We start from the raw sequence: 12,285 nt of genomic DNA on the forward strand, positions 1-12,285 counted from the left end.
TCATTCATATAGTGTAATAAAAGGTCTGTAATTTTTCTTCAAAAAATTCTTTGTATATCTTATCTTTTTGTCTATGAAATTCAGGACTTACCCTGCTTCGCGGTATAGATTGTTCGATATTATAACTTTGCTTGATCCTGCCCGGCTGCGTATCCATGACAATAACACGCTGCCCTAAATATACAGCCTCCTCGATATCATGCGTTACTATGATCATGGTAATTTGTTCCATCTCCCAAAGGCGGAGCATCTCTTCCTGCAAATGCATTTTAGTTATTGCATCCAATGCACCGAAAGGCTCGTCAAGGAGCAATATCTTGGGCTGGTTCGACAGGGCTCTGGCAATCGACACCCGCTGTGCCATTCCCCCTGAAAGTTGTTTTGGATAAGCTTTTCTGACGTCCTGCAACCCGACTATTTCAAGATTTTCCACTATGATCTTTTCAACATTTTCCGTTGATTCCGGCAGGCTGAATTTTATATTTTCTTCCACTGTCAGCCATGGCAGCAGACGATGATCCTGAAAAATAAACCCCCGCTCGCGGCCCGGGCCTTTAATGGGCCCGTTTTCAAAATAGACGCTGCCTTCATAATCTGTATCCAATCCTCCCATAATCCTCAAAAGCGTGCTTTTCCCACATCCGCTGGGCCCGATTATCGAAATAAATTCCCCGGGATTAATTGTCAGATTAACATTCTCCAGAACTTTTTTTGTCTGCTTGCCTGAAACAAACTGCTTACTTAATTTTTCTATTTGAATAATTGGATCTGCCATATATTTCAACTCAATTCCATTTAATCATCACAGTTGACAACTTTTTCAATATATCATCCATAAATTTACCGACAATTCCTATTATGATCATACCTAAAATAACCATGTCAGGTCTTGCAAGATCACGTCCGTCCATCAGCATATACCCAACGCCTCTTGTCGCTGCTATCATTTCAGAAGCCACTACGCAGATCCACGCACTGCCCAGTCCCAGCCTGGTACCGGTCATTATAAATGGCAAAGCACCGGGTAAAACTACCTGCTTTATCACTCTTTTCTTCGAAACTTCATATACGCGGGCGAGTTCAATATATTTTCTGTCAATATTTTTTATTCCGTCCAGTGTATTCAAAAAAACCGGAAAAAATGCACCAATAAATATTATATATATTTTAGATGCCTCGCCGATACCGAACCATAAAATAGCCAGCGGGATCCAGGCAATCGGCGGAATGGGTTTCAAAACCTGAAGAATAAAATCAGTGATTATCTCAAATTTTCCTGACAGCCCGGCTGCCACCCCGACAGCCAATGCCGCGGCCAATGCCAAAAAGAATCCCTCAAGAACACGCAGTATACTGATTATGATATTTCCGGCCAAGGTCCCGTCTGCGGTTAAGGTGACTGCCGTTTGAATGACTTTATCCGGTGACGGCAGTGTGTAATTATGAATAATCCCCAATAAAGCCGCACCTTTCCATAAAAGCAGCACTAGGATGGGAAGTATCCAATATAAACTCAAATATTTAGCTGTCTGTATATATTTACTGGCTGCCATTTCTTTCATTCGCGTCTCCTCTGTTCATTTGATTAAACGGACATATATACTGCCTCTCATCGAAACAATATATATGATTACTTATCACCTATACCGGCCTCTTTTAAATATTCAAGATTAATAAAGCTGTCCATATCAATATCATTCTGAATCAGTTTCTGCTGAAGCAAATAGTCTTTTACTTTTTTTATTTCATTTACATCTTCTGTTGTCAAAGCCTGATCATAATGAAGATTCTTGAAAGTATCTTCCAATATCAAAGGATCGACTTTCATGTCTTTTGCTATTAGTTCAGCCGCTTCCTTAGGATTGGATTTGATATAATCTGACGCCCGCTGACATGCTTTAATATATGCGGCTATGATCTGCGGGTTTTCCTCTGCATACTTTTTCACGGCATAAGTAACAAGATTACCGCGTTTTATTCCTGTTCCATCGGCTATTACCTTCGCCTTTCCTGACGCTACAAGCTGCGAGATAAACGGCTCCCAAATAACGGCAGCATCAATCTGACCGCTTTCCAGCGCTGCCGGTATATCTCCGGCCGGTATATTCACTGACTGTATATCATTAAATGTCAAGTTTTCCTTTTCCAGAAGGAGCGCCAGTAAATGCTGTGCATATGTACCTTTGCCATAAGCAACCTTTTTGCCTTTCAACTGCCCTGCCGAAACAATATCCGACCCTGGGCCTGCCAGAAGTGCCAACGCTTTTTCGCCATATGCAACATCAGCAATTATTTGTATATCCTGTCCTGACGATTTAGCTAAAATAGCGGGCATATCCGCCATGAATCCTATATCATCATGCCCCGAAGCTACAGCTTCATTTACCAGAGGACCCGATTTAAAATCCGTCCATTCGTATGTAGCCCCCACTTTTTTTAATTCTTCATCGAGATAGCCTTTTTCTTTTGCTACATAAATCGATGCATATAACGGATAAGGCTGTGCCCCTATACGCAATACATTTGAACTGTTTGCTTTATCAGCTGATGACGATCCGCTGCCTTCCTCACTATTTAATCCGCAGCCGGCAACCAGCAAAGTGGCAAGTACAAATAATAAAATCACTTTCTTCATACTTTGATGCTCCCTCTTTATTTCATAATTAATATACAGGCAGGATGATCCGCAGCAAATATAAACCGTATGCCGAAAAACAAAAAGACCGGGCTAAAAAGCCCAGTCTTCATTTATTATGATCAACTGCCCGGAAAGTACAATGCATCGCAGGATAACACTTCACGAAGAACACTGCACTTCCCCATTAATTTGCTATTCTAACATATTTACAAACAAAATATTGTCGTACAGGCGACAATATTTTGTTTTTTTATTAAAACAGTATACTTTTTTTAAAAATATATTGACAAAGCAGTACTTTGTGTAATACCATTATAAAAAAATATGGTCAACTAGAAAACTAGAGACTGGTTTTGCGTACACGCAGATCTCTGGTTTTTATTTTTTAATTATGGTATACCAGAATACCACCATTAAAAACAGCAGAACCCAAAGGAGATTTTTATGTTTCAGGCAATAGATCGAGCACAAATACGTGATTTCGACGGATTTTACCACAAGATTGTGGAAGATATCAAGGCTTCAATTGTCGATGGGACTTTAAAAACCGGAATGAAATTACCTTCTGAACGCGATCTGGCAGCTCAATTCGGTGTAAGCCGTGTCCCTGTGAGGGAGGCCTTAAAAACACTGGAGTTCATGGGTATTGTTCAGCATATTCGTGGTAACGGTGTATATATTCGTTCAGTTGATATACATGATTTGCTTCAGCATATAGAATTCGCTGTGCAAAATGATAGCGATGATATCAAACAGACTTTGAATGAATTATTTGAAGTCCGCGAGGCAATTGAGGTAAAAGCAGCCCAGCTTGCAGCTGCACACAGAACAGAGAAGGATCTGCAGATTCTTCGAAATGCTGTTTTTGCCATGGAGTGTGATATCAAGGCCAATCGTAATCATAAACAATCTTCAATGGATTTTCACTCAGGTATCATTGACGCTGCACAAAATAAAATATTAAGCAGCATCAATAAAACACTCCTCAATCTACTCTGGCTTTCCCGTCAAAAATCAGCTGAGATCAGCGGACGCGGTCCCATAGCATTAGAATTTCACCGTAAATTATTCAAAGCAATTCAGGATAAAAATACTTCATCAGCCGGTGAACTTATGAAGGAACATTTAGGCCAGGCTAAACGGGCCTTGAGCTGCAATAAGGAATAATTTGATAATAGGTATATATAATACAAAGGAGAGTATTATGAATAAGAAACTTGACCAGCTAAGCTGCACTAATTGCAGTATATATAACTGCCGATACGGAGATAAAAAATTCCCGGGATTTTGTCTGACCACAAAGGACAACGGTGAACATGCCATTGCAGAGGATATTGCTGAGATAAAAAAACATTTACAGGGCGATGATCAAGATGCTATAGTAGCCAGAGCCTCTGCTCAGGTCGAAGGACTATTCTATGGCAAATTGACTAGAGTGGAGGAAATCATCGAATTTGCCGGTCGCATAGGTGCAAAAAAAATTGGTATAGCAACTTGCGCCGGATTGATAGAAGAATCAAAAATATTTGCTGAAATTCTTGAGGCCAAGGGCTTTGACTATTACAGCGCTATCTGCAAGGTTGGCGGTGTGGACAAGGCCGAAATAGGTATAAAAGAAGAACATAAAATACGCCCGGGCAATTACGAGGCCATGTGCAATCCTATATTACAGGCCCGTCTTTTGAACTATCAAAAAACAGATCTGAATGTGGTAGTCGGCCTGTGTGTGGGACATGACTCCTTATTCATAAAATATTCGGATGCTTTGGTGACGACACTTATAACAAAGGACCGTATAACCGGGCATAATCCTGCCGCTGCCTTATATACCGCTCATTCCTATTACGGCCGTCTGCTGAAGAAATAATAATTTTTTCTGTGCCGTTTAAATCCGGCATAATTTCCATTTGGCCCCAAAATTACATTTTGCTGACCGGAAAACCGGAAGCATAAAACATAAAAAAATGTTTTATGCTTCCGGTTTTTTATTACTGTGCATCATCATTTATTTTTGTAAAAACTATATATGTGTGAAAGGAATATTTTGATTATGAAAAAACATATTTTATTCTATTTCCTGCTGGCGGTTATCGCGGGAGCATTACTGACAGGCTGCGGCTCCAAGCAGGCTGCCGAACAGTCAGCCTCAGGCTCAAGTCCTCGCGAAATCTCTGTAGGTGCGGGTTCAAATTTCGAACCTTACACCTATATTGATAAGGATAATCAACCTGCCGGATATGATGTGGCTGTTTTAAAAGAAATTAATCGCAGACTGCCGCAATATCAATTCAAATATCAGTCAATTGAACTGAAGAATCTGCTGCTCAGTCTGGATGCAAAAAAAATACAGCTGGCCACTCAGCAATTTGAAAGAAATCCTGACAGGGAAAACAAATATCTATTCACCAATGAAGGCTTTGCCAATTATGACAAACGTCTTATTGTAGCTAAAGGACGCACCGATATAAAAACGATAGATGATCTTGCCGGAAAAAAAGTAGGCTGCGGACAGGGCAGCAACACAGCTGCAATACTCGAAAAATATAATCAAAGCCATGATAATAAAATAAATATCGTATATGTCCAAAATGGAAATAGTGCCGTATATGATGACATAGTGAACGGGCGCCTTGATGCCGGTGTTATGACCCGAAAAACATTCAAACGCACCAATGATGCTTTTGGCGGCGGTCTTGATATCGTTGACGACAATTTATTCAGTAAATCGGAAGCATATTTCATCCTCAGCAAAAACGAAACTCAGCTGCGCGATGATATCGATACAGTGCTCAAAGAAATGAAAGCAGATGGCACTCTGAGCAAATTATCCTATGAATACACAAATTCCGACTATAATGTCGAATAATGGTTTTATCCGGCAGCAGGAGGTCAGACAATGGGAAGTCTTTTTGATATAAGATTAGTTTTTGAATATTTTCCGACGATTATTTCCCGCTTTCATATTACATTGCTGATTGTGGTAGTCGCTATAGGTGTCGGATTACTGCTGGGTCTTTTTATTGCTTTGGCCAGAATGTATAAGATTCCCATATTAAACCAGCTTTCCATAGTTTATGTGTCGTTTATCCGCGGCACGCCGCTCATTGTTCAGTTATTTATTATTTATTATGGATTTCCTCTTCTGCTGGACGAAATAGGCATAGATGTAACTCAATGGGAAAAATTATATTTTGTCTTAATAGCTTACGGTTTGAACAACGCTGCCTTCATGTCTGAGATCATTCGCTCTGCAATTTCGAGCGTGGCAGTCGGCCAGCATGAAGCTGCTTATTCTGTCGGTCTCAGCCGTTGGCAGACACTTCGCAGAATAATATTGCCTCAGGCTTTTTTGACGGCCTTCCCTGTATTCGGAACGAGAGTGGTAACCACATTTGAATCTACGTCTTTAGCCTTCACACTCGGCATTCTTGATATGATTGGCCAGGCACAGGCTATCGGCAGCCGTACCTATCACGAATTGGAAGGATATGTCGTACTTGCGATTATTTTTATTGCCGTAAGTATGATACTCGAAAAAATATTTATATATGCGGAAAAAAGATTGATTTTGAACAGGAGATAGCAGCATGATTTTTGATTTTCAATATGTAGTCACATCTTTTACAACGGCGATCCACTACATTCCCGCTACTCTGGCATTGTCCCTGATCCCCTTGTTTTTGGGGATCATTTTTGGAACCATGATCGCTGTCTGCCGCAGATTCAGAATAAAATTTGTTGCTCCGCTTGCAGATATTGCTATTCCCGTAATGAAGGGCATCCCCTTAGTTCTTTATCTATTTATCATGAATTTCTTGATTTTCAAACCGTTTGATATGCTGGCCCAGTATTACGCCTGGGCCGATATTATACGATATATGGATAAATTGTATATCGGTATAATTGCGATCTCTATTTATGCCATTGTTATTATATCAGAAACTATGCGCAGCGCGCTTATGTCTGTAGGCAAAGGCCAGTATGAAGCCTGCTACTCAGTTGGTCTGACCCGCTGGCAGGCATTATGGCGTGTGATCCTGCCCCAATCACTTCCCGTCGCGATCCCTGTTTTGGGCAATAATCTTATCGGCCTTATCAAAGGGTCTTCTGTGGTTTACCTTATAACTGTTCTTGATGTTATGAACGGCGCCCTCACGACTGCCCAGATAAATTACCGCTTTTTAGAAGCATATATAGCTGCGGCGTTTATTTACTGGGGAATCTGCCTTTTGACTGAATGGCTTTTTACTGTATGGGAAAATCATACAAAAAAATATCAAATGAGAATTGATAAGCACAATTTACGAAAAGAGGTGTTATAAATGATCGAACTTAGAAATGTGCATAAAGCATTCGGCCAGAATGAAGTTTTAAAAGGTATCAATCTAAAGGTCAATAAAGGTGAGGCAGCCGTAATACTCGGTCCGAGCGGCTCTGGAAAAACTACACTGCTGCGCTGCATCAATTTTTTGGAAACGGCTGACGACGGTGAATTGATCATTGGCGACAGCAAAGTCAATTTTAGAAACGCAGCCAGAAAAGAAATATTGGCCGTTCGGCGCAGAACAGCTATGGTATTTCAAAACTACAATCTATTCAACAATATGAATGCTCTGGAAAATGTTATGGAAGGCTTGGTGACAGGAAGAAAATTTTCTATTGAGAAAGCAAGAGAAATTGCCAGTCAGGCTCTTGATAAAGTGGGACTTAAGGATAAATATAATGCCTATCCGCTTCAATTATCGGGCGGCCAGCAGCAGCGAGTCGGTATAGCCAGAGCTATTGCGCTTAATCCTGATGTCATTTTATTTGATGAACCTACTTCAGCACTTGATCCCGAACTGGTCGGCGAGGTGCTCGCTGTTATGCAGGCAGTTGCCAAAGAAGGCATTACAATGATTGTAGTGACACATGAAATGTCATTTGCCATGGATATTGCTCAGCATATCATTTTTATGGATGGCGGTAATATTGTGGAAGAAGGTACGCCGAAAGAAATTTTTACCAATCCCAAGGAAAATCGTACAAAACAATTTCTCGAAAGAATTCTGCCAAGGTGGAATTATACTATCTGAAATAATCCTATTTGCAGAAAGCTGCCAACATCTTTATAAAACAATACGCTCCGATAATATTTTTTACTAAAAGGATTTATATATAATGAAAAAATTTGATCATATTAAAAATCGTCTTACCGCTTTTCCCAAAGTAAAATTGGGAGCTTATCCCACTCCGCTGCACTATCTGCCCAGATTGTCATCCCAATTAGGCGTTGAGATTTATCTTAAACGTGAAGATTTATCCGGGTTCAGTCCTTTTGGCGGCAACAAAATACGCAAACTTGAATATTTATTGGGTGATGCTCTGAAAAATAACTGCGATACGGTTATTACTTTTGGTGCTACTCAGTCAAATCATGCAATGCAAACTGTCACTGCCTGCCGCAAATATGGTCTTTCTCCGCATTTGTTTCTGCGCCGTGTTATTAAGGAAGATACGGAGCTGCGTGCCAATCTGCTTATTGATAATTTAATGGGTGCGGACGTACACTATTCCGCAAGCCGGGAAGAGTCTCAGAAGCAGGCTGAACAATCAGCTGCCAGACTGGAACAGGAAGGGCACCGATGTTATATAATACCGGGTGGAGGCTCAAACGAAATCGGTGCTGCAGGATTTATCGATGCCTTTATTGAGCTGACCGAACAGCTTTCTGCCGATAACTCTGAACCTGATTATCTGTTTCATGCCACCGGTTCAGGCGGTACACTTGCCGGACTGCTGGCCGGGAAAAGTCTGTCCGCTTCATCAGTGAAGATAATTTCCATAGCAGTGGGTGAAAAAGACACTAATGCCTATGCAGAAACTATACTGGATCTCGCCCGCAGAACCATAGCCTCTACAGGTATCCCTGCAGATTTGTCGGCCGGTGATATTCATATTGACCACAATTTTTACCGGCCCGGTTACGAAATGCCTAATGACTCAGCGACTGAGGCCATTCATTTGCTGGCTCGCACTGAGGGCATCCTTCTGGATCCTGTATATACAGGCAAAGCATTCGCCGGCATGCTGCATTACATCCGCAGCAGAATAATTCCGCAGGGAAGCCGAGTCGTCTTTCTGCACACCGGCGGCACTCTAGCTCTATTTGCCGAAAAGGCCATTACAGGAGATTTATGAAAGAGGCTAAATTATGATAAGAGATTTTGATCAGCTTCATAAGTATGATAATCTATTTTCCAATAAGTGGAATTTATGCGAAGAGAAAACACAGGAGAAAGATATTCTGCCTATGTGGGTGGCAGACATGGATTTTGAAACAGCACCTTCTGTTGAGGAAGCTTTAAAAAAGCGGGTGGATACAGCCATATACGGTTATGCTTCTGAGACCAAAGAATATTTTAATGCCATTTGCCAATGGTTTTCCAGACGCTATGACTGGCATTTTTCTGCGCTTGACATAGTACATACTCCCGGGATAGCAAGTGCCCTGGTTATCGGACTCCACACTTTTTCCCAAAAAGGAGACGGTGTCTTAATTCTGACACCTGTATACCACAAATTTTTTTATATAATCCAGCATACGAAGAGAACTCTTGTTCAAAGTGCACTTCGGGAAACATCTGATGGCTATGAAATCGATTTTGCTGATTTTGAAAATAAAATAAAAACTCAGCATCCCAAAATATTTATACTCTGTAATCCGCATAATCCTGTCGGTAAAGTATTTACCAAAGATGAACTGAACAAAATGGTTCAAATCTGTCTCAAATATAAGGTAATGATATTTTCTGATGAAATCCATGGTGATCTTGTTTTCGAAGGTAAAAAATATACGCCGCTGGCTGCTCTATCCGAAGAGACAGCCGATAGGATCATCGTGTGCACGTCCCCCAGCAAGGCTTTCAATATGGCTGGACTGCGCAGTTCCAGTGTAATTATCAGCAATCCGGATATTCGCCGGCGATTCAAAAATAAAATGGATTTTCTCGGTTATCCCAAGATCAATTTATTTTCCCTGCCGGCTACCATTGCCGCTTATACTAAAGGTGAAGAATGGCTTGCCAGTGCACTGGCATATATTGAGCAGAACAGAGATTTTGCGTTGTCTTATTTAAACCAATATCTCCCCAGACTGCTTGTTCATAAGCCTCAGGGAACCTATTTTCTCTGGATCGATTTTCGGGCATATGATGTCAGCAGCACACAATTGGAGCAATTTTTGCTTCATAAAGCAAAGGTTTGGGTCAATCAGGGATATTCCTTTGGCGACAGCGGTATCGGTTTTGTTCGTATGAACATCGCCTGTCCCCGCAGTATTTTGCAAAAAGCGCTGGAAAGAATCAAAAACGTCATCGATAAAATTGATATTGTCTGAATGATTATTCTCAAAATAAAAAAACTGCCGTTAAATAGTATTTTTTACGAAAATCACACTATTTGACGGCAGTTTTTTATTATTAATTTTGTAAATACGGAAAAAATAATCTCTCCGCTCTGATAAGTTTAAAATTCATATATTTTCGGCTCACCTGCAAAAGAGTATATAGTTGCCGTGACATTTTTCAGATAAAATACCTGAGTATTCCCGTCACCGGCTGCATACATTTTTTCCAGGATAGGAAATGCATCCAGCATTGATTGCTGCGCTTCCAAGCGGGTATCCTCTATAAGCACGGCATCAATCCGTATCCATGTTTCTGTACCGTACATTGCACTTATTTCTACTTTTGGATTATTGACAATCTGCATTGACACAGACTTTTTTTTGCCGGTCTGGATGTAAAGCTTCCCTTCAAATATATGGAAAGTGGTAAAAGGACGTACCCGTGCCTGCCCTGCTTTGTCATCATAAGTGGCTATAAAATAAGCCGGGCATTTTCGTACGAAATTGTATACTTCCTGAATATTCTGCACGATCAATTCCTCCATTTATTCTGTAAAATTAGTTTATAAACAAACTGTAATAATATTATAACAAATCACGATGCCAATAAAAATACAATATTTTACTATAGTAAGTATCCTAAAGCATACCTATTACAATACAAAAAGAATCAGACTCAGCAGGAATAAAAGAATTTTCACCGTTAATCCGAAAAAAAATTCTCAGTACTGCAAATAAATACAATAATGTCGCAATAGCGACTTACAGAATCAATTTTATGTATTATTATAAGTCAATAACATACAGCCTTGTAACAATAGCACAACTGCTGAGCAGATAACTGCAGGCCATAAATATTTACGGCACCTCGTAAATATTTATGGCCTGTTTTGTGCTATAACACAGTACTAACTATGTTGGGGATAGTATACTTTAGAGAATTTAAGGGGGGAAAATCAATGAGTTATAAAATAGCAGCAGCTTCTTCTGATGGAATATATGTAGACCGCCATTTCGGGCATGCAGATCTGTTTTATATCACAGAAATTTCTGATGGCGGCATGTGCCGCTTTCTCGAAAAAAGGACTGTACTCTCTCCGTGCCGGCATGGTGTGCACGATCTTCAAATAATGCAGGAGGCAGTGAAGCTAATTGCCGACTGTCAATATGTCCTGTGCGAAGCTGTCGGCGCGGGAGCCGCAGCAATATTGGGACAGCATCATATTACACCTCTGGAAACGGATGAAAGTATTGATAACGCAATAAGAAACATTATTTTATACAAAAAACGGGTAAAAAATTTACAGCGTACTTGCAGTTAATTGTTTACCGTAAAGCACATAAAATTGAGGTGACCGAAAATGAAAAAACTAAACAGCATACGCGAACTGCATCCGTGTTTCGGTGCCAAGAACAACCGCGGCAGAATGCATTTGCCCGTTTGTCCCGGCTGTAATATTTTCTGCCGTTTCTGTGAACGCAGCATCAATAAAGACGAAGACAGACCGGGTGTTGCGGCAAAGGTGATCACACCGGAGGCAGCTTGCGAGTATGTGGAACGGGCCTTAAAATTTTGCCCGGATATCACAGTCGTAGGCATAGCCGGACCGGGCGATACACTGGCGACCGATAATGCGATAAAAACGTTTAAGCTTATAGGGGAAAAATTTCCTGCCCTGCTAAAGTGCATGAGTACAAACGGTCTGCTGCTTAAAGAAAGACTACCGGATATTTTGGACGTAGGTATAGATACACTGACTGTCACCGTGAATGCCATAGATCCGTACATTGAGGCACAGCTTAACGACGGAATCATTTATCACGGCAAAAGGATTATGGGTGAAGCCGGCGCGGAAATACTCATCAATAATCAGCTTGCCGGCATTCAGGCGGCAGCGGAAACAGGAATGACAATAAAAGTCAACACTGTTTTAGTCAATGAAATAAACAGATTTCATATAAAAGATATCGCCAAAGCCGTTTCTGAACGCGGTGCAGCGATCTATAACATCATACCGCTTATTCCCCAGCACAAGCTGAGAGACCTTTCAGTTCCCGGCTGTATCGATATAGAGACTGTCAGACATGAAGCCGGCAAATATATAGATGTATTCAGACATTGCCAGCACTGCCGGGCGGATGCTGTGGGTGTTCCCGGCAAAAATAATTTCAGCCGCCAGGTTTATCTCGGTGAGCTGCAGAGTCGCGAAACTTTTTCGCACGGGTGAAGAGAGAATTTTCGTTTCACAAATCAATCATA

The 12,285-nt window shown here is 40.9% G+C and carries 14 protein-coding genes; 10 read left to right on the plus strand and 4 right to left on the minus strand.

The window, feature by feature from the left end:
* Positions 1-4: 4 nt before the first annotated feature.
* The 3 genes from NXG61_RS13760 to NXG61_RS13770 form a co-directional block, all read right to left on the minus strand.
* The gene (locus tag NXG61_RS13760; RefSeq protein ID WP_196605516.1) at positions 5-775 is read right to left on the minus strand and encodes an ABC transporter ATP-binding protein; all 771 of its coding nucleotides are present in this window, start codon (positions 773-775) and stop codon (positions 5-7) included.
* A 10-nt stretch (positions 776-785) separates the two neighbouring features.
* Positions 786-1,562, minus strand: a complete 777-nt coding sequence (locus NXG61_RS13765) for an ABC transporter permease (protein ID WP_196605517.1) — start codon at positions 1,560-1,562, stop codon at positions 786-788.
* A 68-nt stretch (positions 1,563-1,630) separates the two neighbouring features.
* Entirely contained in the window at positions 1,631-2,635 is a 1,005-nt protein-coding gene (locus NXG61_RS13770) for an aliphatic sulfonate ABC transporter substrate-binding protein (RefSeq protein ID WP_196605518.1), read from the minus strand.
* 447 nt (positions 2,636-3,082) lie between these two features.
* Between NXG61_RS13770 and NXG61_RS13775 the strand changes: the two genes are divergently transcribed.
* The 8 genes from NXG61_RS13775 to NXG61_RS13810 all read left to right on the plus strand — a co-directional run bounded on the left by NXG61_RS13775 (position 3,083) and on the right by NXG61_RS13810 (position 10,016).
* Positions 3,083-3,805, plus strand: a complete 723-nt coding sequence (locus tag NXG61_RS13775) for a FadR/GntR family transcriptional regulator (protein WP_196605519.1) — start codon at positions 3,083-3,085, stop codon at positions 3,803-3,805.
* A 37-nt stretch (positions 3,806-3,842) separates the two neighbouring features.
* Entirely contained in the window at positions 3,843-4,505 is a 663-nt protein-coding gene (locus NXG61_RS13780; protein WP_196605520.1) for a DUF1847 domain-containing protein, read from the plus strand.
* A gap of 183 nt (positions 4,506-4,688) precedes the next feature.
* Positions 4,689-5,504 (plus strand): transporter substrate-binding domain-containing protein, encoded by an 816-nt coding sequence (locus NXG61_RS13785; protein ID WP_196605521.1) that lies wholly within the window; start codon positions 4,689-4,691, stop codon positions 5,502-5,504.
* Between the two features lie 30 nt (positions 5,505-5,534).
* Positions 5,535-6,221 carry an amino acid ABC transporter permease gene (locus NXG61_RS13790; protein ID WP_196605522.1) on the plus strand — a complete coding sequence of 229 codons (687 nt, stop codon included), beginning with the start codon at positions 5,535-5,537 and terminating at the stop codon, positions 6,219-6,221.
* 4 nt (positions 6,222-6,225) lie between these two features.
* On the plus strand, positions 6,226-6,960 hold the full coding sequence (locus tag NXG61_RS13795) for an amino acid ABC transporter permease (protein ID WP_196605523.1): 735 nt from the start codon (positions 6,226-6,228) through the stop codon (positions 6,958-6,960).
* The gene (locus NXG61_RS13800; RefSeq protein WP_307224811.1) at positions 6,961-7,713 is read left to right on the plus strand and encodes an amino acid ABC transporter ATP-binding protein; all 753 of its coding nucleotides are present in this window, start codon (positions 6,961-6,963) and stop codon (positions 7,711-7,713) included.
* An 85-nt stretch (positions 7,714-7,798) separates the two neighbouring features.
* Positions 7,799-8,818, plus strand: coding sequence for a 1-aminocyclopropane-1-carboxylate deaminase/D-cysteine desulfhydrase (locus NXG61_RS13805; RefSeq protein WP_307224813.1), 1,020 nt, complete (start codon positions 7,799-7,801; stop codon positions 8,816-8,818).
* Positions 8,819-8,831: 13 nt separating this feature from the next.
* A complete protein-coding gene (locus tag NXG61_RS13810) occupies positions 8,832-10,016 on the plus strand; it encodes a MalY/PatB family protein (RefSeq protein ID WP_307224815.1) in 1,185 nt (394 codons plus the stop codon).
* Positions 10,017-10,144: 128 nt separating this feature from the next.
* On the opposite strand, the gene NXG61_RS13815 is transcribed toward NXG61_RS13810, so the two are convergent.
* Positions 10,145-10,555, minus strand: coding sequence for a pyridoxamine 5'-phosphate oxidase family protein (locus tag NXG61_RS13815; RefSeq protein WP_196605527.1), 411 nt, complete (start codon positions 10,553-10,555; stop codon positions 10,145-10,147).
* A gap of 429 nt (positions 10,556-10,984) precedes the next feature.
* Between NXG61_RS13815 and NXG61_RS13820 the strand changes: the two genes are divergently transcribed.
* Together NXG61_RS13820 and NXG61_RS13825 are read left to right on the plus strand one after the other, a co-directional pair.
* Positions 10,985-11,347 (plus strand): NifB/NifX family molybdenum-iron cluster-binding protein, encoded by a 363-nt coding sequence (locus NXG61_RS13820; protein ID WP_196605528.1) that lies wholly within the window; start codon positions 10,985-10,987, stop codon positions 11,345-11,347.
* Between the two features lie 39 nt (positions 11,348-11,386).
* Positions 11,387-12,253, plus strand: a complete 867-nt coding sequence (locus tag NXG61_RS13825; protein ID WP_196605529.1) for a radical SAM protein — start codon at positions 11,387-11,389, stop codon at positions 12,251-12,253.
* Positions 12,254-12,285: the final 32 nt, after the last annotated feature.

It is taken from the genome of Pectinatus haikarae, from assembly GCF_050916305.1.
Classification (GTDB): domain Bacteria; phylum Bacillota; class Negativicutes; order Selenomonadales; family Selenomonadaceae; genus Pectinatus; species Pectinatus haikarae.